Annotated in this window: 16 protein-coding genes and 5 tRNA genes; 15 read left to right on the forward strand and 6 right to left on the reverse strand. The window is 47.3% G+C overall.

The window, feature by feature from the left end; genetic code table 11:
- Positions 1 to 28: 28 nt before the first annotated feature.
- From M3080_RS05950 to M3080_RS05975, 6 genes are all read left to right on the forward strand, one after another.
- Positions 29 to 104: transfer RNA gene (locus tag M3080_RS05950), tRNA-Val, on the forward strand.
- A gap of 25 nt (positions 105 to 129) precedes the next feature.
- Positions 130 to 206 (forward strand) — tRNA-Asp (locus tag M3080_RS05955).
- A 69-nt stretch (positions 207 to 275) separates the two neighbouring features.
- Positions 276 to 352 (forward strand) — tRNA-Asp (locus M3080_RS05960).
- A 33-nt stretch (positions 353 to 385) separates the two neighbouring features.
- Positions 386 to 462, forward strand: a tRNA-Asp gene (locus tag M3080_RS05965).
- Between the two features lie 36 nt (positions 463 to 498).
- Positions 499 to 575, forward strand: a tRNA-Asp gene (locus M3080_RS05970).
- A 154-nt stretch (positions 576 to 729) separates the two neighbouring features.
- Complete coding sequence (locus M3080_RS05975; protein WP_249092297.1) at positions 730 to 2,634, forward strand: SurA N-terminal domain-containing protein; 1,905 nt, start codon at positions 730 to 732, stop codon at positions 2,632 to 2,634.
- Between the two features lie 108 nt (positions 2,635 to 2,742).
- Here M3080_RS05975 and M3080_RS05980 read toward each other — a convergent pair whose 3' ends face one another.
- Entirely contained in the window at positions 2,743 to 4,302 is a 1,560-nt protein-coding gene (locus tag M3080_RS05980) for an NAD(P)H-hydrate dehydratase (protein ID WP_249092298.1), read from the reverse strand.
- Positions 4,303 to 4,544: 242 nt separating this feature from the next.
- On the opposite strand from M3080_RS05980, the gene purL reads away from it, so the two are divergent.
- The 3 genes from purL (at position 4,545) to M3080_RS05995 (ending at position 10,460) form a co-directional block, all read left to right on the forward strand.
- Complete coding sequence (purL, locus tag M3080_RS05985; RefSeq protein WP_249092299.1) at positions 4,545 to 8,492, forward strand: phosphoribosylformylglycinamidine synthase; 3,948 nt, start codon at positions 4,545 to 4,547, stop codon at positions 8,490 to 8,492.
- Between the two features lie 85 nt (positions 8,493 to 8,577).
- Entirely contained in the window at positions 8,578 to 9,216 is a 639-nt protein-coding gene (locus M3080_RS05990) for a LysE family translocator (protein WP_249092300.1), read from the forward strand.
- 14 nt (positions 9,217 to 9,230) lie between these two features.
- Positions 9,231 to 10,460, forward strand: coding sequence for an MFS transporter (locus M3080_RS05995; RefSeq protein WP_249092301.1), 1,230 nt, complete (start codon positions 9,231 to 9,233; stop codon positions 10,458 to 10,460).
- A 61-nt stretch (positions 10,461 to 10,521) separates the two neighbouring features.
- On the opposite strand, the gene M3080_RS06000 is transcribed toward M3080_RS05995, so the two are convergent.
- Together M3080_RS06000 and M3080_RS06005 are read right to left on the reverse strand one after the other, a co-directional pair.
- The gene (locus M3080_RS06000; protein ID WP_022472734.1) at positions 10,522 to 11,316 is read right to left on the reverse strand and encodes a peptidylprolyl isomerase; all 795 of its coding nucleotides are present in this window, start codon (positions 11,314 to 11,316) and stop codon (positions 10,522 to 10,524) included.
- A gap of 27 nt (positions 11,317 to 11,343) precedes the next feature.
- Positions 11,344 to 11,943, reverse strand: a complete 600-nt coding sequence (locus tag M3080_RS06005) for a septation protein A (RefSeq protein ID WP_249092302.1) — start codon at positions 11,941 to 11,943, stop codon at positions 11,344 to 11,346.
- A 164-nt stretch (positions 11,944 to 12,107) separates the two neighbouring features.
- Between M3080_RS06005 and M3080_RS06010 the strand changes: the two genes are divergently transcribed.
- A complete protein-coding gene (locus tag M3080_RS06010; RefSeq protein ID WP_249092303.1) occupies positions 12,108 to 14,873 on the forward strand; it encodes a M16 family metallopeptidase in 2,766 nt (921 codons plus the stop codon).
- A 68-nt stretch (positions 14,874 to 14,941) separates the two neighbouring features.
- Here the strand turns inward: M3080_RS06010 and ygfZ are convergent, their stop codons facing one another.
- On the reverse strand, positions 14,942 to 15,850 hold the full coding sequence (gene ygfZ / locus M3080_RS06015; protein WP_249092304.1) for a CAF17-like 4Fe-4S cluster assembly/insertion protein YgfZ: 909 nt from the start codon (positions 15,848 to 15,850) through the stop codon (positions 14,942 to 14,944).
- 73 nt (positions 15,851 to 15,923) lie between these two features.
- Between ygfZ and mltG the strand changes: the two genes are divergently transcribed.
- Genes mltG through M3080_RS06030 form a run of 3 tightly spaced genes read left to right on the forward strand, consistent with a single transcriptional unit; the run spans position 15,924 to position 18,674 of the window.
- Complete coding sequence (mltG, locus tag M3080_RS06020; RefSeq protein ID WP_249092305.1) at positions 15,924 to 16,970, forward strand: endolytic transglycosylase MltG; 1,047 nt, start codon at positions 15,924 to 15,926, stop codon at positions 16,968 to 16,970.
- Between the two features lie 4 nt (positions 16,971 to 16,974).
- A complete protein-coding gene (tmk, locus tag M3080_RS06025) occupies positions 16,975 to 17,583 on the forward strand; it encodes a dTMP kinase (RefSeq protein WP_249092306.1) in 609 nt (202 codons plus the stop codon).
- The gene (locus M3080_RS06030) at positions 17,574 to 18,674 is read left to right on the forward strand and encodes a DNA polymerase III subunit delta (RefSeq protein WP_249092307.1); all 1,101 of its coding nucleotides are present in this window, start codon (positions 17,574 to 17,576) and stop codon (positions 18,672 to 18,674) included. Before tmk ends, M3080_RS06030 begins: the two co-directional genes overlap by 10 nt.
- 1 nt (position 18,675) lies before the next feature.
- Here the strand turns inward: M3080_RS06030 and M3080_RS06035 are convergent, their stop codons facing one another.
- A complete protein-coding gene (locus M3080_RS06035; protein ID WP_249092308.1) occupies positions 18,676 to 20,172 on the reverse strand; it encodes a tyrosine-type recombinase/integrase in 1,497 nt (498 codons plus the stop codon).
- A gap of 83 nt (positions 20,173 to 20,255) precedes the next feature.
- Here M3080_RS06035 and M3080_RS06040 point away from each other — a divergent pair, with 83 nt between their 5' ends.
- Positions 20,256 to 22,148, forward strand: coding sequence for a sensor histidine kinase (locus M3080_RS06040; protein ID WP_249092309.1), 1,893 nt, complete (start codon positions 20,256 to 20,258; stop codon positions 22,146 to 22,148).
- 33 nt (positions 22,149 to 22,181) lie between these two features.
- Here the strand turns inward: M3080_RS06040 and rng are convergent, their stop codons facing one another.
- Positions 22,182 to 23,642 carry a ribonuclease G gene (rng, locus tag M3080_RS06045; protein WP_249092310.1) on the reverse strand — a complete coding sequence of 487 codons (1,461 nt, stop codon included), beginning with the start codon at positions 23,640 to 23,642 and terminating at the stop codon, positions 22,182 to 22,184.
- Positions 23,643 to 23,842: 200 nt separating this feature from the next.
- Between rng and M3080_RS06050 the strand changes: the two genes are divergently transcribed.
- Positions 23,843 to 24,805 carry an aminomethyltransferase family protein gene (locus M3080_RS06050; protein WP_249092311.1) on the forward strand — a complete coding sequence of 321 codons (963 nt, stop codon included), beginning with the start codon at positions 23,843 to 23,845 and terminating at the stop codon, positions 24,803 to 24,805.
- The last annotated feature ends 15 nt before the right edge of the window (positions 24,806 to 24,820 follow it).

Raw genomic sequence — 24,820 nt, forward strand, 5'->3', positions numbered from 1 at the left:
AATATGCGGGTTTCTGTTTGAGAGTTGTGGGTGCTTAGCTCAGCTGGTAGAGCGGCGCCCTTACAAGGCGTAGGTCAGGAGTTCGAACCTCTTAGCACCCACCACAACTTCAAGCGATTGTAGGTCGACGGAGTGGTAGTTCAGTTGGTTAGAATATCGGCCTGTCACGCCGAGGGTCGCGGGTTCGAGTCCCGTCCACTCCGCCAAGCTTTCTGAAAGCGAGTAGACTTCTCAATTGCACGAAATCAAACAGGTGGAACAATCCGTCCGATAGTGGAGTGGTAGTTCAGTTGGTTAGAATATCGGCCTGTCACGCCGAGGGTCGCGGGTTCGAGTCCCGTCCACTCCGCCAACGCTGATTGTTCATTGATGCCTCTTCGGTTTTGGAGTGGTAGTTCAGTTGGTTAGAATATCGGCCTGTCACGCCGAGGGTCGCGGGTTCGAGTCCCGTCCACTCCGCCAACGATCACCGAAGTTCGCATCGAGCCTCTACGGTTCGGAGTGGTAGTTCAGTTGGTTAGAATATCGGCCTGTCACGCCGAGGGTCGCGGGTTCGAGTCCCGTCCACTCCGCCAGTCTTCTTTCTCTTACCCACATCCTTCTTTCCTGCTGTTTTTCGTAAACTTTTGTTCTTTCTTCGAGCGGTTGCGCCTTGTAATTGCTAGAATTAACGCATTTTTGCGATTCAGTGATCGCATTCCAATTTTTATTTCATTTAGGGATTGAGAAATGCTTCAGGCTTTTCGTACACACAAGCGCTGGATGATGTTTATCGCCATGATTTTCATTATTCCTTCGTTCGTTGTCACGGGTATTTATAGTTATAACCGTATGTCAGATTCTGAAAACGATTTGGCAACCGTTGGTGACACTTCTATCACGATGATGGATTTTGATAACGCCAAACGTCAGTATTTGGATAATTTCCGTCGTCAAATGGGGCAAAGTTTCAAGCCCAATATGCTTGATACGGCTGAGGCACGAGCTTCTATCTTGGCCGCCTTGATCAGCGATCGAGCGATCTCTCTTGAAATCGCCAGTGAATATATGAATGTTGGCGAAGCCGATGCCATTAATTTGGTTAAACAGGCTCCTGCCTTCCAACGCGACGGTAAATTCTCCACCGAAGCCTATCAACAATTTTTAAACAGCATGGGTAAGTCCGATGAGCAGTTCGTGCTTGAACTTCGTCGCGACCTCACGCGTCAAATGCTCTTGTCAGCTGTTTCCCAGACAACTCAGGCAAGCAATACGGTTGCTCAACGCATTCATGATCTTTTAACAGAAGAACGAACCATCCGTACTTTTGAAATTAAGCCGACCGCTTTCTTAAAGAGTGTTTCTGTAACCGATGCTGAAGCACAAAGCTACTACGATCAGAATAAGTCGCTCTTTGCTGTTCCTGAAAGTGTGGATATCGAATACGTTGTCTTATCTCCTGAGAGCTATAAAAACATTAAAGCCAGTGAAGATGACATCAAAACGTTCTACGAGCAAAATCTTCAACGCTTCTCGACCCCCGAAGAGCGCCGTGCCAGCCATATCTTAATTGCTGTCAATAACGAAAAAACGGATGCTGATGCCAAGAAAGAAGCCGATGAAATCTATAAGCAATTGCAAGCGGATCCTTCCAAGTTTGCTCAACTTGCCAAGTCCAAGTCGGCTGACCCGGGTAGCGCCCGTCAAGGCGGTGATTTAGGCTTTTTCCAAAAAGGCATGATGGTTCCCGAATTTGATAATGCTGTCTTTAGCGGCAAGAAGGGGGATTTGGTTGCTCCGGTTAAGACTCAATTTGGCTACCACATCATCAAGATTGTTGATGTTAAGGCTGCTCAAGCGAAGCCTTTGAAGGAAGTTCGCGGTGAAATTGAAGCACTCTATCAGCAACAGGCTGCTATTCGCGCCTTTGCTGAAGACGCTGAAAACTTCTCCAATATGGTCTATGAACAAAGTGAATCGCTTCAACCTGTGGCAGAACGTTTTGGTTTAAAGATTCAAACGGTTAAGAATGTTACGCGAGATTTTGAAGACCCACTCATCAATCCGAATGTCATTGAAGCTCTCTACGGCTTTGACGTGTTGGAAGATAAACGCAATTCAAATGCTATTGAAGTGGCCTCAAATACCTTATTGTCCGCACGCGTGACGGCACACCACAAGCAGACCGTGAAGACTTTTGATGAAGTCAAGGGTGACATTGTCGCCACGTTGAAGAATCAGAAGGCGACGGAAGCCGCTCGTGCTCAAGGATCGGCTGATATTGCAAAGCTTTTGGATAAAAAGTCCGCCAGCGCCAAGTTTGGCGACAAGACGGTTATCTCTCGTGAGCGTCCGGGTGCCTACGCTTATGAAGTGGTGACAGCGGCCTTGCGTCCTGAAGCCAATAAGCTTCCGACCTACACCGGCGTTCAAACGCAGGACGGTTCTTACTTCGTCATCGAAGTTCAAAGCTCCAAGAAGATTGAAGCTTCTCCTGAACAATTGGCAATGCGTAAAGCTGAATTGGCTCAGCTTTACAGCAACCCTGAACAGGCAGCCTTTATCAGTGGCTTAGAAACGAAGTTCGGTACACAAATCCTTAAGGACGAATATAAGCCGGGTTATCAACCCACGGAAGAAGATGTCGCTCCTTAACCTTTAACGGAAAGTCTGCCTTAGGTGGCAGACTGCCAAAAAGGGTAAAAATAATCCCCATATCCTTTTAGGAAATGGGGATTTTTATTGGTTTTTTAAGTCGCTTTCTTAAGCTTCTTCAGAACCCATAGTACGAGCGATGGCTTCACCCGGACCATCTTCATCTAAGATGAACTCACTTTCGTCGTAAGGATCAACCAGATCATCAGGATTGCCGCCCCAACGCAGAATTTCAAGAGCGCGTGCAGCGCGATCACAAATATCCATCGCAACAATACCGGTATTTCTGGCTCGAACGGCTTCGCCATGTAACCAAACGGAGCCTAAAGTGGCACTGACTAAATCAAACTTTTGAGCAAAGAAAGAACCGATCATGCCGGCCAATACATCGCCTGAACCGGCCGTGGCAAGACAGGCGTTGCCGGTCGGATTGATCCATGAGCGCGAACTTCTGAGTGTTACGACTGTGCCTGTTCCTTTCAGAACAGTAATCGCTCCGGTTTGTAACGATAATTCACGAGCGCTTGTTACGCGATCAGCTTGAACGCTCTTAACATCACGATGCAACATTCGGGCCGCTTCACCTGGGTGAGGCGTGATGACAGTGTGAGCTTTACGAGCAAGCACTTCATCTTCAAGTGATTGATCTTCAGAGATCATCGTAAGAGCATCAGCGTCAATGATTAACGGAACATTGGAGCGAACGGCGGCAATTAAACGATCTTTGGCTTTTTGACTGAATCCCATTCCACAGCCGATAACAATGGCATCGGCATTGGAAAAATCGACGGGTTCATCGGTGATCATTAATTCCGGTTGCATCGGATCGTAAAGTGGTGCGTTAGGTGCCATTAATTCGACGGTAACGCTGCCTGCGCCAAGCTTCAGGGCTGAACGAGCGGCTAAAAGTGCGGCGCCGACTTTGCCTTTGTCTCCGCCGATTACCACACAGTGACCGTATGTTCCCTTATGAGAGTGATATTTACGTAACTCAAGAATGTGTTTGAAGTCATCTGTATCAATCAGACTTAAAGAAGAAAGGGGAACGGATACATCCAATTCGGATAACGTGACCATGCCGCTTGCGTCTTTACCGTCATTCATAAAGCAACCGGCTTTGGCGCTGATCAGATTTAGGGTCATATCGGCCACACATCCTTTGATGCCCCCGACCCAATTGCCTTTTTCTGCATCAATGCCAGTTGGAACGTCAATGGCCATATGAAGCGCTTGTCTTTCATTAAACCAAAGCGCAGCATCAATGTAGTCACCCGAAATTGCCTTGGTGATACCGACACCCAACATAGCATCGACCACTACGTCAGCCTTGGGAGCCATATAAGGATCGTCGATAACTTCGCCGCCTTTTTCTAACCAATGGTTATAGGCTCGTAAGGCATCTTGGGTTTTTGGCTTCTTGCCACCGACAGCGACACAAATGACATGATGGCCGCGGCTCTTTAAATGTACTGCTGCCGTGTAGCCGTCACCGCCGTTGTTGCCTTGACCGCAAAGAATAACAATGGTGCTTGCTGCATCGCATTGATCATCAATCCAGTTGGCAGCCACGAATCCGGCGCGATCCATCAAAGTGCCTTCCGGCAACACATGACTTAAACGGGTTTCTAATTCACCCAATTCTTCTAAATTTAAAAGCGTGGTCGACATTGTCTGAGCCGCTCCCTATTTTCCACCAAATAAACGATGACATTTTAATCAATAGAGGGGAAAATTTTCGAAGATTAACCGCGTTGTGACAAGCAATTTGATAATTAGCTTTCAGTAAAGTTAAAAAAGTCAGGCGAAATGCTCGGTAAGCGTTAATTTAATTGGGTTGATTCTTATAATAATTCGATTAAGTCTTTTTCCTTTTCTTCATCAAGAAGATTTTTCAGGGGATTTTATTCGCCATGTCTAACACCGCATCGATGTTTACTTTGATGGCCAGCAGTGCGCTGTCTGAATTTCGTGCCGCACGACTTCTGAAGCGAATTCGTGAAGTCACTCCGGCTGCTCAAGGTGTATCAGCCCGTTTTGTACACTTTGTGCATGCACAAAAAGCATTATCAGAAGATGAAAGCGCCCGTTTACAGGCGCTTTTGCATTATGGCTTTGATAGCGAGGATGTCAAAGCGGATGCGACCTTCATGGTTATCCCACGTTTGGGTACGATCAGTCCCTGGGCCAGTAAAGCTACCGATATCGCCCACAATTGCGGTTTGGATGTCATTGCGCGCATCGAACGAGGTACGCTCTATAACATTGACTTCAACGGTCAAATCCCTGAAGAGTCTGTTTTGGCTCAAGTCGCAGGCGTCCTGCACGACCGCATGACCGAAAGTGTGGTTCAGGCCGATTTTGATGCATCCAAACTCTTTTTGGAATTACCCGGCAAACCGATGGTGACGGTCGACCTGTTAAAAGAAGGCAGACAGGCGCTTGCCGACGCCAACCTTTCCATGGGTTTGGCGATGAGCGAAGATGAAATTGATTACCTGACCGAAGCTTTTACGAAAGCCAAACGCAATCCCACGGATGTGGAATTGATGATGTTTGCACAGGCTAATTCGGAACACTGCCGCCATAAGATTTTTAATGCGAAGTGGACGATTGACGGAAAGGATCAAGACACCACTTTGTTTGGCATGATTCGTGAAACCCACAAGGCACATCCCCAAGGAACCATTGTGGCGTATTCTGATAACGCCGCTATTTTTGAAGGCGCCAAAGTGCCGCGTCTGTACCCGAGAACACCCGATGGAGAAGCTTTCGGTCGTGTGTTTACTGAAGAAGAGGAACTGACTCATACGGTCTTTAAGGTTGAAACCCACAACCACCCGACTGCTATTTCTCCGTTCCCGGGAGCCTCTACCGGTTCCGGCGGTGAAATCCGTGACGAAGGTGCAACCGGTCGCGGTGCTCGTCCCAAAGCCGGTCTTTGCGGTTTTACCGTTTCTTCTTTGCAGTTACCTGAAGCCCCTCAAGGTTGGGAAAACGACAAGGACGTGACAAATGCAGCCGATCATACGGACAAAAAGTATGGTAAACCGGGTCGCATCGCCAGTCCGTTGTCGATTATGATCGATGGGCCATTGGGTGGAGCTGCTTTTAATAACGAATTCGGTCGCCCCAATGTTTTAGGCTACTTCCGTGTTTTTGAAAATAACACAGGAGGAACACGCTACGGTTACCACAAGCCCATCATGTTAGCGGGTGGCATCGGCAACATCCGCAATGACCAAACACATAAAACAAGTTTGCCCCCGGGAACGCTTTTGATCAGTCTCGGCGGTCCGGGCATGCGAATTGGTTTGGGCGGCGGCGCTGCGAGTTCCATGACCACCGGTTCTAACTCTGAAGCCTTGGATTTTGACAGCGTTCAGCGCGGCAACCCCGAAATGGAACGTCGTGCTCAGGAAGTTATTGACCGTTGTTGGGCTAGTGGTGATAAGAATCCGATTTTGGCCATTCACGATGTGGGCGCAGGCGGTCTTTCCAATGCCATGCCCGAATTGGCTGATTTGTCTGGCCATGGTGCCAAGCTTGACTTGACCAAGGTACCCGTTGAGGAAAGCGGTATGAGTCCGCTTGAAATCTGGTGTAACGAAAGTCAGGAACGTTATTCCATCGCGATTGCTCCTGAATCGCTTGAAGTCTTTGATGCAATTTGTAAGCGTGAGCGCTGCCCGTATGCGGTATTGGGTGCCATCAGTGAAGACAACACCTTGGTTGTCGCTCGTGGTGAAACGGAGACACCGGCAGTCGATATGCCGATGGAAGTGCTCTTAGGTAAAGCTCCCCGAATGCATCGCACGGTTGAACACGTTGAACAACACTTGCCTGAGTTTGAAGCCAAAGGTATTGATTTGGCAACTGCCGTTAAGGATGTCTTGCGTCATCCGACTGTCGGTAGCAAGAGTTTCCTGATCACAATTGGTGACCGTACGGTTGGCGGTCTCGTTCATCGTGACCAAATGGTTGGACCGTGGCAGGTTCCGGTTGCTGATGCGGCTGTGACAAACATCAGTTTTGTCGGTCATCGCGGCGAGGCGATGAGTATGGGTGAAAGAACCCCGTTGGCCATTGCTGATGCCGCGGCAGCAAGCCGTATGGCTATTGGTGAAGCGGTCACTAACATTGCCAGTACCGATATTGAATTAGGGTTGGTGAAGCTTTCTGCCAACTGGATGGCTGCCTGTGGCACGAAGGGCGAAGATGCCAAGCTCTTTGACGCTGTTCGCGCGGCCAGCGTCGTTTGCCAAGAAATGGGTTTGGCTATTCCTGTGGGTAAAGACAGCCTTTCTATGAAGACGACATGGGAAGATGATGGTGAAAAGAAGACGGTTACTTCACCGGTTTCTTTAATTGTCTCTGCAGCAGCACCTGTTCGTGATGTCCGCTTGAGTTTGACGCCACAGCTTCGTACTGATATCGGTTCTGTTTTAGTGGCCATTGATCTGGGCGGTGGTAAGAACCGCATGGCCGGCTCCATTTTGTCTCAGGTTACTCAGCAATTCGGTTCACAAACGCCTGACTTAGATGATCCGAAGAAGCTGCAAGCCTTTGTGAAGCTGGTTCGTAAGTTAACGCTGGCCGGTTGCGTATTGGCTTATCACGATCGTGCTGACGGTGGTTTGCTGGCTACGGTTGCTGAAATGATGTTTGCTGGTCATACGGGTGTTCGACTTGATCTGACCTCGATGGCTAAGACTTCTCTGGTTGAAGACGTTATTCCTGCGCTCTTTAATGAAGAATTGGGAGCGGTGCTTCAGATCCGTGCTGACCGTATCGAAGAGGTTCATGCAGCGGTTAAAGATGCAGGCTTAGCAGACTGCACGCATTTTGTAGGTGAAGTGACGGATGCAGATGCCTTGCAAATTCATGTCCACGGAGAAAAACTCTTTGAAGAGTCTCGTGGCGAATTGCAAAAAGCATGGACGGAAGTGTCATGGCAAATTGCCCGTATGCGTGACAATCCTGCCTGCGCAGATCAGGAATACGCCCGCTGCACGATGGAAGATGATACGGGGCTTTTTGTACGCACGACTTTTGATACCGAAGAGGATGTTGCGGCTCCGTTTATTGCTTCCGGTGCTCGTCCTCGTATTGCGATTTTGCGTGAGCAGGGGGTTAACAGTCAGACTGAAATGGCCGCTGCATTTACCAGAGCCGGTTTTGAAGCCATTGATGTGCATATGACTGATCTTTTGTCCGGTAGAAGCGATCTGAAGGATTTCGCCGGTCTGGCCGCTTGTGGCGGATTCTCCTACGGTGACGTTTTAGGTGCTGGTGGCGGTTGGGCAACGACCATTTTGCGTAACCCCAAGATGGTTGAAATGTTCTCAGCCTTCTTTAACCGTCCTGATACATTTGCCTTAGGTATTTGTAACGGTTGTCAGATGATGAGTCATCTGCGTAACATTATTCCTGGCGCAAACCATTGGCCGCAGTTTGTTCGCAATGTCAGCGAGCAATTTGAGGCTCGTTTGGTTGAGGTTGAAGTCATGAAGAGCCCGTCTATTTTCTTTGACGGCATGGCGGGCAGCATGATGCCGATCGTTAACTCTCACGGTGAAGGTCACGTTCAATGGTTATCAGCTGAGGATGCTAAATTGGCTACTTTGGCTGCTCGCTACGTGGATCCGGCCGGACGTCCGACGGAACTTTATCCGTTTAATCCAAACGGTTCACCTGACGGTATTACTGGTGTTACGACACCAGATGGCCGCTTTACGATCATGATGCCGCACCCTGAACGTACACATCGTACGGTTCAAATGAGTTGGGCTCCTGATAGTTTGGGTGAATTCAGTCCGTGGATGAGAATGTTCAGAAACGCAAGAAAGTTTGTCGGTTAAAGTCCGATAACTTCTTAGAGCTTTTCTGAGATCAAGCCTCCGCAACCTTATGGAAACGGAGGCTTTAGTTTTTGAAAGGGTGAAAATGCCATTTGATTTGTGGGTCAGTTTTACAATCGCCGCCGCGGTTTTAGCGGTTGCTCCCGGTCCGGATAATTTATTTGTTTTACTTCAATCGGCCATGTATGGTGCGCGTGCGGGCATTTTTGTCACACTGGGGCTTTGTGTAGGGGTATTTATTCAAACTTTATTGGCAGCTTTCGGAGTCGCTGCCGTTGTGGCTGCTTCGCCCACGCTTTTGATGATTATTCAATTTGCGGGTGCAGCCTATCTGCTTTATCTTGCTTGGGGCGCTTGGAATGCACCGGTTGGCGGTGCAAGCGGGGAGTCCGCTAAAAAATATCCACGGCTGAGCAATTTCCAGCTTTGGCGTCGTGGTATTTTGATGAATATCACCAATCCTAAGGTGCTGATCTTTTTCTTAGCGTTTTTCCCGCAGTTCATTATTAAAGGATCAACGGAATCTCAAGTAATGGTTCAGATGCTGATTATGGGAATGACATTTTTAGTTTGTACTTTGGTTGTGTTTAGCGCCATTGCCTGGTGCGCCGGAACGTTAGCGGATCGCTTGCGCAGCCCAAAGGTTCAGACTATCCTTAACAAGGTCTGTGCGGTCATTTTTACTGTATTGGCAATCTCGACACTTCTTTGGAAAGCTAATTAAGAGAGGTGAGTCCTATGAACGAAGCCCGAAAGCAAGACTTTATCCTCATCACGCTTTTGGGCGTGGCGCATGGGTTGTCTCACTATTTTCATTTAATCATTCCGCCGCTTTTCCCGTGGATCATGCCTGAATTTGGCACGAGCTTTGCCCAGATGGGGGCGGTGATGACCGTCTTTTTCATCTGCAGTTCGTTAGGGCAGGCCACAAGCGGTGTTCTAGTCGATAAATTCGGCGCAAAAGTGTGTCTGTACGGCGGTGTCACGTTATTGATGATTGCCGGTTTTCTTTTCAGCATCGCTCAAAGCTATTGGTGGTTTTATCCGGTGGCTGCCTGCGCGGGTCTTGGCAATAGTGTTTTTCATCCGACGGATTATTCCATCATGAACCGTTGCATTACCAACGAGCGTTTGCCGTTTGCCTTCTCAATTCACTCAGTTGTTGGCAACATTGGTTGGGCATTGGCGCCGATATTTATGGTGGCGGTTGCAACCTATACGGGAAGTTGGCGTTTGGCCGCGGCGACTGCCGGCATTATGGCTTTGGTTGTGTTGGTGGTTCTTCTTTTTCATAATGCTCTTTTTGACCGGGCATTGGCTCAAGGCAATGGCTTAACACAGGAAGAAAAGCAAAATGATGCCAAAGGGGATGCGGGATTTGCTTTTCTTAAACTTCTGGTTGTTTGGCTCTGCTTTCTCTTCTTTTTCTGCAATTCGTTTGCTCTGGGTATTTTGCAGAATTTCGCTCCGTCCATTTTCAACGCCACATATCATGTGGGGCTTGAGATCGCGACAGGAGGTTTGACAGCGTACATGATCGGTTCAATCATTGGGGTACTGTCCGGCGCTTACATAGCCAAGGCTTTTAAACGAAGCGATCATGTCATTGCAGCAAGCATGTCGGTTTCGGCTGTGATGGCTATTTTGCTTGCTTGGCAAGGTTTAGGTCCCTGGTGCGTTTTACCCTTAATGGGAATCATGGGCTTAGGGGTCGGTGTTGCCACTCCGTCACGAGACTTGTTGATCCGTGGCGCCTGCATGAAGTTTTTAGGCAGCCACAGTTTTGGTCGCGTTTACGGTTTCACGTATTGCGGAATGGATGTGGGGCAGACACTGGCTCCGCTTGTTGCCGGGCCTTTGCTTGATGCAGGATTCTTCTCGTTGGCGCTTGTGCTTGTGGGCCTATTCCAAACGGGTGCGCTTTTAACGGCACTGGGCGTGGGACAGCAAAAAGAGAAACCCGCCTAAAAAGTGCTGACACAAAAAATGCCCCGAGAAAACGGGGCATTTTTCTGAGAAGTGTTGTCGATTACTTACCGACCTTAATGTTGGCCTTTTGGAACAACTCTTGAATGTTTTGTTGAACCTTCGTTTGAACTAACATGTTCTTGTAGTGATCCTTGCTCTTGCTGTATTCTGGGAAGAGCTGAGCCTTACGAGAATCATCCACACGGATAATGTAATAGCCGCCGTTGGCACGGATAGGCACTTCGGTATAGTCACCGTCATCGAGTGAACGGATCGCCAAACCGATCATTTGCGGGAAATTGGCAGAAGACGTCCAGTTGTCGATCTTGCCACCCTTATCCTTGGTGCTCTTATCCATGGAATACTTCTTAGCCACATCGGCAAACTTATCACCGTCCTTCAAAGCTTCCGTTACCTTCTTGGCGTCTGCTTCGGTCTTAACCGTAATGACGCTGACCTTGTATTCCTTGTCGCCGTATGCCTTCTTTTGTTCTTCGTAGAACTTCTTCACATCAGCGTCTTTAACCGGATTCTTCTTGGCGAAATCCGCGATAAGAGCGTTAATGAGTACGCTGTCACGAGCGTTATTGATTGCATCACGAACTTCGGCACGGTTGGCGAGCTTCTTACGGTTGGCTTCCTGTAAAAGAACTTCCTTTTGGATGAGCTGATTACGAACCTGCATTTCCAATTCAGGCGTTCTCTTTTGACCATTTTTAACGATTTGTTGAATGATCTTTTCTTGAGCTTGAGCAGAAATCGTCTTGCCGTTGACGGTAACAGCGGTCGGTGCCGCCAAGGCCATTGTGGAGGCCAGGGCCAAGGACAAACCGATGACTAAAGCTTTGTGTTGCATAAATATCCTCAATAACAAAAAGAATAATTAATTATGATGGCCTGTATTTTGCGCTTCTTCAGCGTATTTGGCGACATAAAATCCAAGCCCAATTGTAAAAAGAAGTGTCAGCCCCAAAAGGCCGAAGAGCTTGAAGTCCACCCAAATATCCATACTGAAAGTATAAGCAACAAAAATATTAATAAAACCGATGGCAATTAAAAAGATGAGACAAAAGTTCTCAACTTTCTTCCATGCGTGGTCGGGCATGGAAATGCCGGTGAATACTTTTTTAATGTAATCCTTTTTTCCGAAGCGGCCGAAAAGCAGTATGGCAGCAAAAAGCCAATAAAGTAAAGTGGGTTTCCATTGAATAAAGGCCGGATCCTGAAAAGCGATTGTCATTCCGCCAAAAAGCACAACCAAAAGGGTGGAGAAAATAGCCATTTTGGAGGGTTTTTGACCCTTCATATAAATAAAGCCCATCTGAAGAATGCTTGCCACAATGATGACAGCGGTGGCTGTCACAATGGGAATGAGGTCGGCTGCAACCGGAACAATCGGAGTCAGTTCAGTTGTATAAGAGCCTGCTACTTTGAAGGTAATGAAAAAGCAGATGACGGGTAGGAGATCGAAAAAGGCCTTCACAATAAATCTTCGGCATGATTATTAAACCTCTGCACTATACCTCAAACGGCTATGGCTGTCTAAGGCGGCAATATTCCGATACACTTAGGAACTTTCGTACCAAATGTTGTGGATCAAATTGATTACACTAACGTCGATCCTGTTTGAAAGCGAAGGACGACTCCATGAATAAAAAACAAAAATGGCTTGCCGCAGCCGGCATCGTTGTTGTGTGTGCGGTGGGCTTTACATTTTGGCAAAAGGACACAAGTACCCCTATGAATGACGCATCAACCGTTGCACAGAATACAGAATCCGCTCAGAAAGTTGTGACCGTAGAAGGTGTTACAGAATATCGTTTGGCCAATGGTTTGCGGGTTTTGCTTTTCCCGGATTTCAGTAAACCGACCATTACAGTCAATATGACTTATTTAGTGGGCTCGCGCCATGAAGGTTATGGCGAAACGGGGATGGCTCACTTGCTTGAACACCTGATGTTCAAGGGTTCTAAGAACTGTCCGGAACCGACAAAGGAATTCACGCGCCGTGGTTTTAAGATGAACGGTTCCACTTGGCTTGATCGAACCAATTATTTTGTTTCTTTCAATGCCGTTGATGACAATCTTGATTGGGCTCTCGGCTGGAGTGCTGACGCCATGACCAATTCCTTTATCGCTCAAAAGGATTTGGACACGGAAATGACGGTTGTTCGAAACGAATTTGAAATGGGTGAAAATAACCCGGTGAGTGTGCTTTTAAAGCGCATGCAGTCGGTTCTTTTCGATTGGCACAACTATGGCAACAGCACGATTGGAGCCAGAAGCGATATTGAAAATGTGAAAATCGAAAATCTGCAAGCTTTCTATCGCAAATATTATCAACCCGACAATGCCGTGCTGATGGTTTCCGGTAAGTTTGATGAAGCCGATACGCTCAAGAAAATCGAACGCATTTTCGGTGCTATTCCCAAACCCACTCGCATCTTAGAGCCGGAGTGGACAGAAGAACCCATTGCAGACGGTCCTCGCACTTTTGAAATTCGTCGCGCTGGCGAAATGAAAGTCGTTGCTGTTGGCTACAGGATTCCTGCTGCATTGCATCCTGATGCCCAGCTTATTAATTTAGGTGCTGATGTTTTGGGCGATACGCCGCGTGGCCGTTTACATAAAGCGCTGGTCGAAACCGGCCTGGCTACACAAGTCTTTGCTTGGCCGATGCCGGCTCATGATCCGGGTTTGGCGATGTTTGGTGCCATGCTGCCTAAAGACGGTGATGTGGATAAAGCTCAAAAGATTCTTATCGAAACGGTTGAGTCAACTTTTGATAAAGAACCCTTGCAGGCTGAAGATCTCTCCTTGATGGCTCGAGAAGAAAAAACGCTCTACGAAAGAACTTTTGCCGATCCTGAAACGTTCGGCGTGGATATTTCGGACTTTATTGCTTTAGGGGACTGGCGGCTTTTCTTTATTCATCGTGACAGTTGGGAAAAGATGAAGCCTGAAGATGTGATGCAGGCTTGGAAGCGCTATTTTGTACGTGATAACCGCGTGGTCGGTACGTTTATTCCTGACAATAAGCCTCAGCGCGCTCAAATGACTCCGGCACCGACTCTGGATCAAGTTCTCTCAGAGCATCAATTCAAGGAACAGGGCCAGGAGGCTGAAGTCTTTGATTCCAGCCCTGCCAATCTCAACGCACGCACCGATCGCTTTACCATCGGGGACGTTAATGTCGCCCTTTTACCGAAAAAGACCCGCGGTGAAACCGTTGTGGTCAGGGCGCAATTCCGCTATGGCAACTATGATTCCCGCAAAGATAAGCGAGCCGTGGCGGCTTTGATGAGTGCCATGCTTGAGCGCGGAACAAAAACTATGAGCCGCGAGGAAATCAACGATGCTTTCACAAAACTTCAGATTGAAGGGGATATCGGACAATTTACGACCACTCGTGAACATTTGGCCGATGCCTTGAAACTGATGGGAGAGCTTTGGACGCAATCGTCCATGCCGCAAAAGGATTTTGATGAATTAAAGGCCGAGTTTGCCAATGACGTTCAATCCCGAATGGACGATCCGCGCATTCAAGCCCGTGATGCAATCACCGAACACTTCAATCACTATCCTAAAGATGATCCGCGTTATCGTCTGACAAGCAAGGAGTTGAAGGCGGCGATTGAGAAGACATCACTTGAAGATGTGAAAAACTACTACGACAAACAGTTCGGAATCGAACGCGGGGAAATCTCTATTGTCGGTGATTTCGATGCCCAAGCTGTCCGCGCTCAACTTGAAGGTTTGTTAAATCAAAAAGCTTCTCAGGTTCCATATGAACGAATCGTTCGTGAGCATTTTGATACGCCTGCCACGCGCATCATTATCGACACACCTGATAAGGAAAATGCAACGATTGTCGCTCGGTTCGATTTCGCTCAGAATAAAAACGACCCGGAGACCGACGCGATGTTGCTTGCCAACTGGATTTTTGGCGGCAGCTCCGGTCTTTCCAATCGCCTGATGCTTCGTCTTCGTCAAAAGGACGGTTTAAGTTACGGCGCCGGCAGCAGTGTTAATATTCCTGCTTTTGGCAATGATGCGAGTTGGACCATGCAGGCTATTTTGGCTCCTCAAAATTTGAGAAAAGCTGAAATTGCCCTGTATGAAGAAATTGACCGCGTTTTGAAGGAAGGCTTTACACAAGAGGAATTGGATGAAGCGAAAAAAGGCTTTATCGAATACCGTGCGGTCAATCGCAGTCAGGATAACCTTATTGCCTATCATTGGGTTCAAATGATGAATGAGGGAGTGGACTGGACAGAAGCCCAAGATCGGGATGAAACGGTGCGCAACTTGACTCTTGAAGAAGTCAACAATGCTTTCCGTAAAATGGTCGATCGCAATGGGTTGACGGTTGTTTTGGCCGGTGACCAGAAAAAGGCGATGACTCAAGAATAAGCCACTTTTACGGATGCAAAAAAAGGCCTCGGTTGTCATTTTGTGACCGAGGCTTTTTTGTCAGTAATTTAAAGGCTGTATGGAAGTGCTGACATTGAGAAAGAAACACCATTGATTTGATAGGTGCCGCCTTCCATACTCTTTAATGTGACTTCGGCTAAGACAACGGTTTCAGAGTTTGAATTCACGCTCATTACGACGTTACCGACTGCTTGATTGGCTTGGAAAATGTCCGTGTTAGCTAAGACAGTAACAGAATCGTTGCCCTTTAACACGATCATTCGGCGAGGAGTTGATCCGATGTGCTGAACGCGCGAGATGATTTCTTGGCCGGGATAGCAGCCCTTATCAAAAACTAGGCCGCCAATTTTGTCCAGATTAATCCATTGAGGGATGAAGGCTTCTTTAGTCTTTTCAAAAACCCACGGCGTGCCTGATTCAATATCACTCTTAAACCAAAGAGCGGCATCATCGGTTGCGCCCGTAAAACGATCATTGAGGGTTTGAGCATCGCCAACAACCATAACCCTGGCTTTATTGTTCCAATCACGGACGCGACCGATCAAATAACCATTGGTTAAAACGGCATGGTCAATCTCAGGCAAAGCCATATTCGGATCAATGAGACCGTAAACGGATAATTCTTGAGCTTCTCGGATCGTTACCTTACTTCTCAAAATAAACATGGAAAGACGTTTAACGAATCCTGCGACAAGATCGGAGGGCAAAATGAGCAAGTATGCATCGTTATATTTAACGACACGCATGAGCGCGAGTATTCTGCCTTGCGGCTGACAGTAAGCCGCTAAACGAAAGGACTCGCCGAGATTTTTAATGTGGTTGGTGAATTGACCGTGCAGAAAAGCTTCTGCATCTTCTCCCTTAACTTCAAGAATAGAAAATTCTTTAAGTAAAGAAATAAACGGTTTTACTTCGTTTTTGTCCAATATCCAAGAGCCAGAGATGTGATTTTCCATGTCAGGCGACTCCAAAATTCAATGCAGGCTGATATTATGAAGGCTTCAAAAAAATTGTGCGAATTTGCCTTCAATGTTTAAATTCAATACAGACACTATTGAGAGACTTAAAGCGGTAGATAAACGGTATTGGGCCATGGGACTGGCTGCCGGTGTTGTGGCTGTCGGCCTCTTTTTTGTTTCCGCTAATCAAATTACATTGACTGACGAAGCGTTATCTAAAAAAGAAATCACCTTCAATGTACCGCCCGGAACGCCTGCAGCTCGAATTCCTGCCATCCTAGAAAAAGAGGGGGTTGAGGTAAACGATTTTTACTTCAAGCTTTCACTTCGCCTGACCGGTGCTCATAAAAATCTTCACGCGGGTTTTTATCGTGTGTATCCGGATGATACGGTTGGCAGCATTACCGAACGCCTTTCAAAAGGTGAGGCATATCTTTTTTCCTGGCGCATTCCTGATGGCTCTACCTACTGGGAGGTTCGTAAAAGTTTAAATGCCATGGACAGCATAAAGCACGACTCTCGTGACATGACCGCTGAAGCACTCTTGTTTGCTATCGGCGCAAAGGAAACTCATCTGGAAGGACTTTTTGCACCGGATACTTATAACTTTCACGCCAACGTCTCTGACCTTTTGATTTTAAAAAAGGCCTATGAACAGCAACAGGCAATTCTCACAGAAGAGTGGACTAACAGAGGGACTGATTGTCAGGTTGATACACCGTACGAAGCGCTGATTCTCGCCAGTATCGTGGAGCGCGAGGTCGCCAGAAGTGAAGATCGGGCAATCGTAGCCGGAATTTTCTCCAACCGTTTAAGAATTAAGATGCCTCTGCAAACCGACCCAAGTGTGATTTATGGTGAGGGGGAATCTTTTGGCGGGGATATCAAACGCGAACACCTGAGCAAAAAGACACCTTACAATACGTACCGTTTCGTCGGTTTGCCACCCACTCCGATCGGCAATCCGACCCGAGAAAGCATTCACGCGGTTTTACACCCGGCTAAGACGGACTATCTCTATTTTATTAATAAGGCAAATGGGGATTTAGTTCCATCGAAAACTTTGGCCGAACACAATCGTGCGGTACGACGTTACATTTTAAATAAAGGACAATAGGCTCATGCGAGGACGTTTCATTACTTTTGAAGGCATTGATGGCGCCGGTAAAAGCACCCAGATTGACGTCATTGAGGAAACGCTCAGAGCGCGAGGTTTGGAAGTTATTCGCACACGTGAGCCGGGTGGTACGCCCCTAGGTGAAGTTATCCGCAAAGAACTTTTATCCGTTTCAATGGATCCGTCAACTGAGGCGCTTTTATTTTTTGCTTCCAGAGCCGAGCATATCGCAAAAGTGATCCGTCCGGCCATTGAGCGCGGAGCTTGGGTCTTAAGCGATCGCTTCACCGATGCGACTTACGCCTATCAGGTTGGCGGCCGAGGTTTCCCGGCTCATAAGGTTGAAGAACTTGAACGATGGACCCAAGGGGATTTACAACCTGATCGCACGGTGCTCTTTGACATTGAGCCAGAGGTCGCTGCCGAACGAGTTGCCCGAGCCCGCAATCTTGATCGATTTGAAAAAGAAAATTTAGACTTTTTCAAACGAGTCCGACAGGCGTATTTGACAAGAGCCAATCAGTCGCCTAATCGTTTCCTGATTGTCAACAGCATGCAGGATAAGGATACGGTGAGCGCTATCCTTCGCAAGGAGTTCTCAACATGGGCTTAGCGATTTATCCCTGGCAAGAGGAACTCGCCCGCGAGCTTGTCAGTTTCAAAGATAATCTCCCCAACGGTCTTCTGGTATACGGTCCACGCGGGATCGGCACGATCGACTTGGTCATCGCTTACGCCAAGAGTCTATTTTGCGAGCATCCGCACAAAGACGGCACGCCGTGTGGAGAGTGTAAGGGTTGCAAAATGGCCAACGCCTTTACGCATCCGGACTTGCGTTACGTTGTGAGCGAAGCAGAATCGATCCCTCGCGGTATCCCTTTTGAACCGCCCTCCAATGCGACAAAAGACAGAAAAATTTACCGGGAAATTCTCATTCACCAGCCCCGGGAGCTCACGGACTTTTTAAATTTGGCGCCTCACGTTGATAAAGGACGTCGGATCATTGTGGTCTACCCGGCCGATGCCATTCGAGCCGATGCGGCAGCCACATTCCTGAAAAGTCTAGAAGAGCCGCCGGAGAGAACAACTTTCTTGTTGGTTGCTGATGATATTGACCGCGTGTTGCCTACCATCCGTTCACGCTGCCGATTGTTAAGGGCAAAGGCGCCGACTCACGAAGAATCATTGAATTGGCTCAAAAGTGTGGGGGTTGATGACGCGGAAGAGGCTTTAGCGCGTGCCGCCGAACGTCCGTGCCTTGTAACCGATGAGCGCTCCATTCGTAATAACACGGATATCGACGCCAAAGTCCGTGATCAGCTTTTGACGCTAACAACAATGGCTCCGGCTATTCGAATGGCGCTTTTAAAGACTTTGGCTCAAGGAGCCTTTATTGAATTAACCAATATTGCGGTTAAAGAAGGACGATCTGCCTTGCCGGTGTCTGCCGTATTGCCGGTCTTGGAGCGTTGGAGTTATGACCTCTTGGCTGTTAAGCAAGGACTTGAACCTCATTATTTCCCAGCTTATTCTCCTCAGATGAAAAGGCTGGTCAGTTCAGTGGACGCTGAGAAGCTTTTTAAATACAACGATTCACTCAAGGCAATGAGGCGTGTTGTCACGCATCCGTTAAATGCTCAACTGATTGTCGAACAGGCCATTCTTCGCTACCGCAAAACAATGGCCAATCAGGATTTCGACTAAGTTAGAAGGCTTTTAGTTTTCTCATAGCTCGTGCAACTTCACTTTCTTCAGGCGTGAGGTAGCGGCTGGTTGTCCCGACGCTTGCATGCCCCATTGCGTTTTGCACGACATTAACCGGCATCTCTTTTAAGGCAGTCGTTGCAAAGGTATGCCTTAGCCAGTGTGTGGAACTGGCTCTGAATTTGGCAGCGTCCAATGGATGCTCCGCTTCAACGTGCAAAGCGACTTCTTCGAGAAATTCTTCAAGTGCCCGATAAAGTCCCGAGCGGCTCAGTGCCGTTCGCTTAGCTTGACCGATTCGCTGCTCGGTTTTCTTGCCTCGGCCCAACGAACTCAATAGCGGCGTATCCGGATCAATCAAGCCCAAATGAGCCAGTCCTCGCATTGTCAGATAATGATTAATGAGAGCTACCTGTTCATCTTGGAGGGGAAGGCGTCTGACTTTATCGCCCTTACCGACAACTTCAATAACGGTAATGGTGTCATTGTCTATTCGACGTTCGACAATCCAAGAGGCTCTTGCCTGAAGCATTTCACTTGCGCGCAATCCCAGTCCCTTGCCAAACATCAAAATAACAGCCATTCGAGCGTGACGTTCATTGTCATCCAGAGACTCGAAGAAGTTGTAAATGCTCTGCCATTGATCCTCGCTGAAGGAGCGGTCGGCAAAAGCCTTCGGGGCGCCTTCACCGTCCAGATAGGGAACTTTTGAGGAAATCTGATCAAAGGGGTTGTAGATGATATAGCCCGTTTTCTTTAAAAAATTAAAAAGCTGACGCACCACCGTCACCGACATTTTTCTCGAAGTATGCGAGAGAGCGCTGTTAAACGGACGCCAGTTTTCATTGTCTCGTGGTGTATTTTTTGCGCCAATCCAGTCGTGTTGGGGATTTTTCCAACGTTTAGCCCAATCTTTCTCATTTAATCGTCCGAGTTCTTCAAGCCATCGCAAATAGTCTGCGGCTTCTTGCACACCAACTGAACTCATGGCGATGTCTTTTTCAACTGTGCACCAGAGTAAAAAGCGTTCAGCCTCTTTTCGATACACGCCTTGCGTATTGACATTTCCGGCTCGGGCAGAAAGCCAAGCCTTAACTGCCGACAGATCATCAGAGGCTTCGAGACTTTTCTTTGAATCATCACCTCTGTTTGTGCCGCTTCGTCCATCAAGACCAATGTCAAGATGTATTTTTTCTAAAGGCACAATTCTGGGATTGGGAGGAAAGTCAGGAATTGAAAAATTTTCTTTATCTTTCTTTTTTGTTTGAGTATTTCGGATCAATCCATTCGTAGATAACCACAGCGTTAAAGCTTTTCGATCTTCTTCTGAAGCAATGACCTTACCTAAATCATTTTTTTTGATTAATTTGACAAGATCAGAGACGGTGAGACAGTTTTTTTCAAAAGCTTTAAAAGCCACCTCCGTTATGAAAATATCCTTGAGTCGTGTTTTAGAGGTCACTTTTTCAGGTAATGGATCCAGAAATAAAACAGGCATTTTTTAAACTTATGTTGAATAACGGTGTAATTTTAGCCAGTATTCACTAAGATTAGCCTTTTGGTTGACAAGATATTTTCATCATGCGGCGTTTTCTGATTACCTGTGTTGCCATCTTAGTGGTGCTCTTTTCCGCCATGGGGGTGGAATCCCTCGTTATGGGTGATCATAATTCGATTCTGCGGCAAACCCTGACAAGTCCTGTTAAACAATTTATTGACGGCTCCAGAATCAATTCAAATCAGGTGGTCGTCGCCGTCGATGCGCAAATAGACCCTTATATGCAAAGGACCTATTTCAAAGCGACCATTGATGCCATTGATAAAACTGTTCGAGACGCTGACAAATTCTTAGTTCTAAAGTTTTTGGATCGTGAGACGATTTCTGCCATGTTGGCCGACGGCGAAATCGATTTCCTGATCAGCGAATCCGATTTCTATGCAAGCCTGGCTTTTGAAGACAAGATTAAGGCCATTGCCATGCTTTGGCGAGCACAAGCCAAGTCGCCCAGTTATTCAGCGGCTTCTACCATCGTTGTTAACGCTGAAAACGAAAAAATCTACACATTAACTGACATTGCAACCGGTTCCTATCGTGTGGCAGCCACTTCGAGTGATTCGTTCGCTGGCTTTACGATAGCCAAAGAGCCTTTTGCGGAGAAGAATTTGTCTTGGCAGGCGGCTTTTAAAAATATTGTCTTTACTTCCAATCGAAATCCTTTGGAAGTTTTAAATGCGGTCAAAACCGGCACCGCGGATGTCGGTATCGTTCCGGCCTGTTTTATTGAACAGGTCATGATTCGCAATCAAGCCCACTTGAGTGACTACCGGGTGATTAATCCGCAGCCTGTCACTGAAATGGCTTGTCAGCACTCAACCAATGCCTATCCAAGCCTCATGGTCTCTTATCGAAACGGGGTGGACAGCAACTATATCCTCGATATGACCAATGCTTTGTTGGGGCTCAAGCTTCCCTTCGGTACAACTTGGAGCATGCCGGAAAATACCCGGGAGCTTTACGATTTGATGTATCACTTGAGAATCGGCCCCTACAATAACGTTACATACTCGGCCATCTATCGGACTTTCAGTGAAAATAGAACAATTTTCATTACGGCGATTTTCTTAATCGTTGCGGGCTTTTTCTATAACTTGATTATTTCAGTGGAAGTGGCTTCGCGCACTAAGGCTTTGAAACGAGCTTTGGCGGAAAAAGACCGAATTTCAAAGCAGCAGGAACAAACCAATGAATACATTTCGCGTTTGGAGCGAACCGGCATTGTCGGTCAGATGTCGAGCATGATTGCTCATGAGTTAAAGCAACCTTTAGCAACGGTTTCCAATTATTCAAGAGGGTTGCTGCGACGCATTGAGAGAGGATCGGCCGATAAAGACACGATCGTCAAAATTCTCAAGGAAATTGAGTACCATACCGAGCGCGCCAATGACATCGTCGATCACGTCAGAAGTTACGCCAAACCCCATGAGGTCAAGCGTGAAGAACATGATTTGCGCGATATCGTTGCCAAGACCGTGGCTACTTTTGAAAAGTCCGGCCGTACTACGGTTCCCGTCATTGTTGAAGGGGAGCGTCATGCACTGGTCGAAGCCGACGATTGGGAAATCGAATTGGCTCTTTTGAATCTATTGAAAAATTCCGCGGATGCTTTCACGGAGATTCATCCTGCGATGCGTGATGAAGACGAAGACGTCATTCGCATCCGTATTGAGGATCATGAGGATACGTGGTGGATTCGCGTCATCGATAACGCCAAGCTGGTGGATGAAAGCTTTACAGAGCAATTCTTCCAAAAACTTGAGACAACCAAAGCTCACGGTTTAGGGCTGGGGTTATCAATTGTGAGTTCATTGGCAGAACGTCACGCCGGACGCGTTTGGGCTGAGCCCAATCCGGGGCGAGGCGTTATAGTGACGATTGAATTGCCGAAATACCAGCCTATTGAAGAAAAAATCTGATCACGAACGGGGCCCCAACGGGGTCCCGATTGTTTAGTTGAACGTAATATCGTATTGCTCAGGGCTGTAACAGCTTTCTACCTGAAGCGACACCGGAGAGCCGATAAAATCCTGAAGCAGATCCAAGGCGGCCGCCTCATCTTCAAGAAAGAGATCAATGACTGTTTGGCTGGCGATAATGCAAAAACTTTTAATGCCAGGATACTGTCGCCACTCTCGAAGGATTTCTCGCAGTATCTCGTAGCAGACCGTTCGAGCTGTTTTAATTTCACCGCGGCCGCCGCAAAGCGGGCAGGGCTCACAAAGAATATGGCCGAGCGAGTCCCTCGTGCGCTTACGGGTCATTTCAATTAAACCCAGCTCCGTGAAATTACTCATCGTAATATGCACTCGATCGGTTGAAACCGCTTTTTGAAGTTCGGCGAGAACCGCGGCTCGGTGTGCATCCTTTTCCATGTCAATGAAGTCAATAATGATAATGCCGCCTAAATTACGTAGTCTCAATTGACGTGCAATGACACGGGCCGCTTCAAGGTTGGTTTTGAAGACCGTGTCGCCGAAATCGCGTTTACCGACATAGGCGCCGGTATTCACATCAATTGTGGACATGGCTTCATTTTGATCAAAAATCAAGTAGCCGCCTGATTTTAGGTCAACCCGTCTTGAAAGCGCTTTTTCGATTTCGTTTTCAATGCCGTATTGTTCAAAAAGGGGAATTTCTCCGGTGTACATTTCCAGTTTATCGGCGACCGTCGGAACAAAATTTTCTGCAAATTCCGATAGCGCTTCAATATTGTCATCCCAGGAGTCAACCAGCACGCGGGTGGTGTTTTCATTGACCATGTCGCGCAAAGCGCGGGATTCCAAGTACAAATCCTGATAAAGAATAGAAGGGGCGTTGCAAACGGAAATCTTGGCTGAGATTTGCTTCCACAGTCTGCTCAAGTACTCCATGTCGGTGAGGAAATCCTCACTTGTCGCACCTTCAGCACAGGTGCGCACGATATAGCCGCCTTTTTCAGTTTCAGCTCGGACGGCTGTTACTAAAGCTTTTAATCGCTCACGTTCTGTTTCATCTTCAATACGTTGAGAGACACCGATATGAGGTTCTTTAGGTAGGTAAACCAGTTTGTGACCGGCCAAAGAGATAGTGGTGGTAAGCCTTGCGCCTTTTGTGCCGATCGGATCTTTTGATACTTGAACGATAACGGATTCGCCTTCATGCAAAACGTATTCGATAGGCTTATAGGTTCCGTCATCTTGTCGAGCTGTGAAAATATCATGAACATGCAAAAAAGCGGTTCGCTCAAGACCGATATCGATAAAAGCTGATTGCATGCCGGGCAAAACACGCATCACTTTGCCCTTATAGACGTTGCCGACCAACCCTCTCTGGGCCCGTCTTTCAATATGCAAATCTTCAAGAATGCCGTTAACCATGACAGCCACGCGAGTTTCTTGGGCTGAACAATGGATTAATAATTCTTCGCTCATAATTTTCTTCAACAATTTCTTTTGGCTTCTTAGTCTACTGGATCAGGTCTATGAGCGCCACAGTCAGTTTCTTCCCTCAGACTTAAGAAAGCCATTCTTTGACAAAAGAAAATATCTTCAAGTGCCTTATATCAGAAGGCTCTATTTGTTAGAATGTTTGCCAATTTATAGACCGAGTCGATTTTTCTTAGAGAGTAGCCATGTCTGATATTAAATTGAGCGGTCAAACCGCTTTGAAGGCTCATACGGGGATGGGACTGTACGTTTGTCCCAACGACGATGAAGGCCTCAATTCTCTTTACTACACGATTGAAGTCAATGATGCCCAGGGTGTTGCTTTTCTCAGAAGACTTTTGACAGTGGATGTGAAAAATATCCACCGCGGAGAAGTGCGTCAAAGTTTTATTCTGAATGCTTTGGGCTTAATGACTGATTTTGTTTGGGTAGCTCATTTGCCCGATAGCGATGAACATTTCCGTGTGGTCTTTCAGTCGCTCGACACTTTAGCGTGGATGCACCAAGTAGCAAAAGCCTTTGATGAAGACTTCACAACGCTGAAGACATCGACGGCGATTTTATTTGCCGATCAAACCAATACCCCTCATGGTTTGATGGCGGACGGCAAGGTTCAGGTTATGAAAACGAGCAAGGGCGAGGTGCTTGCCATGCGAGTCGGAGCGATGACCCTTCTTCAGGGAGAAGAGAAAGCCTTTGAAAACTTCACTCACCCTGGAATGGAAATGCTCGATGAACTGTCGGCGATAACACTTTGCTACGTTTCGAAGTCGCCGTTGGCCTTTGCCTGGCAAGCCAATGATTTGATGCCCGGTGACGTTAATGGTGCGGCTTATATTGATTTTTCCGATCCGGCGCGCATGTTTATCGGTCGCGCATTGACCGAAGCTCGTCTTAAAGCCGGCGAAGCGAAAAAAGCGGTTGTTTTGTCGTCTCATCAAGATGAAGCTGAGGCTTGGTTTGAAAATCCCTCTGAAGTGATTCTTTTAACAGAGGAGGGTGTACCGGTTGCCAAAAGTGCCTTTGTCGGTTTATTGGGAGATAAATTGACGTGTGTGGCTTTTGTGCCGCAATCAATTGATTCCTCCCGGCTGATTTGGATGAATGGCGGAGAGGAACAGGCTTACCGAGTGGAAGTCCTTTCCTAATAGCTAGGAGAAAAA

The organism is Parasutterella secunda (assembly GCF_023336895.1).
In the GTDB taxonomy this organism is placed as follows: domain Bacteria; phylum Pseudomonadota; class Gammaproteobacteria; order Burkholderiales; family Burkholderiaceae_F; genus Aphodousia; species Aphodousia faecalis.

Coding starts and splice junctions, on each gene's coding strand:
- purL (WP_249092299.1), top strand. CDS start 4,545: ATGTCTAACACCGCATCGATGTTTACTTTGATGGCCAGCAGTGCGCTG.
- rng (WP_249092310.1), bottom strand. CDS start 23,642: ATGAGCGAAGAATTATTAATCCATTGTTCAGCCCAAGAAACTCGCGTG.
- M3080_RS06000 (WP_022472734.1), bottom strand. CDS start 11,316: ATGCAACACAAAGCTTTAGTCATCGGTTTGTCCTTGGCCCTGGCCTCC.
- mltG (WP_249092305.1), top strand. CDS start 15,924: ATGTTTAAATTCAATACAGACACTATTGAGAGACTTAAAGCGGTAGAT.
- M3080_RS05990 (WP_249092300.1), top strand. CDS start 8,578: ATGCCATTTGATTTGTGGGTCAGTTTTACAATCGCCGCCGCGGTTTTA.
- M3080_RS06010 (WP_249092303.1), top strand. CDS start 12,108: ATGAATAAAAAACAAAAATGGCTTGCCGCAGCCGGCATCGTTGTTGTG.
- M3080_RS06030 (WP_249092307.1), top strand. CDS start 17,574: ATGGGCTTAGCGATTTATCCCTGGCAAGAGGAACTCGCCCGCGAGCTT.
- M3080_RS05975 (WP_249092297.1), top strand. CDS start 730: ATGCTTCAGGCTTTTCGTACACACAAGCGCTGGATGATGTTTATCGCC.
- M3080_RS06050 (WP_249092311.1), top strand. CDS start 23,843: ATGTCTGATATTAAATTGAGCGGTCAAACCGCTTTGAAGGCTCATACG.
- M3080_RS06035 (WP_249092308.1), bottom strand. CDS start 20,172: ATGCCTGTTTTATTTCTGGATCCATTACCTGAAAAAGTGACCTCTAAA.
- M3080_RS06040 (WP_249092309.1), top strand. CDS start 20,256: ATGCGGCGTTTTCTGATTACCTGTGTTGCCATCTTAGTGGTGCTCTTT.
- ygfZ (WP_249092304.1), bottom strand. CDS start 15,850: ATGGAAAATCACATCTCTGGCTCTTGGATATTGGACAAAAACGAAGTA.
- tmk (WP_249092306.1), top strand. CDS start 16,975: ATGCGAGGACGTTTCATTACTTTTGAAGGCATTGATGGCGCCGGTAAA.
- M3080_RS05995 (WP_249092301.1), top strand. CDS start 9,231: ATGAACGAAGCCCGAAAGCAAGACTTTATCCTCATCACGCTTTTGGGC.
- M3080_RS05980 (WP_249092298.1), bottom strand. CDS start 4,302: ATGTCGACCACGCTTTTAAATTTAGAAGAATTGGGTGAATTAGAAACC.